1 pseudogene is annotated in these 259 nt (G+C 48.6%); it reads left to right on the forward strand.

Going from position 1 to position 259, the window contains the following annotated elements:
- Nucleotides 1-259 (forward strand): annotated as a pseudogene (locus Xsto_RS21825) (phage tail protein); the annotation flags it as partial.

Below are 259 nucleotides of genomic sequence, written 5' to 3' on the forward strand. Positions count from 1 at the left end.
CACCAGCGCCATCAACAATGCGGAAAGCAAAGTCCCGTTAACCCGTAAAATTAATGATAAAGAGCTGGTCAATGATATCCGCCTGATCGCAGCGGACGTAGATGCCTATAACAAGGCCGAAACCGATGCGCTGATTGCGCCCGTTCAGCAGGATATCGTGCAGGCAATGAAACTGGCAGATACCGCCAATCAAAACGCCACCAGCGCCATCAACAATGCGGAAAGCAAAGTCCCGTTAACCCGTAAAATTAATGATAAA

This window comes from Xenorhabdus stockiae (genome assembly GCF_002632825.1).
GTDB classification, from domain to species: domain Bacteria; phylum Pseudomonadota; class Gammaproteobacteria; order Enterobacterales; family Enterobacteriaceae; genus Xenorhabdus; species Xenorhabdus stockiae.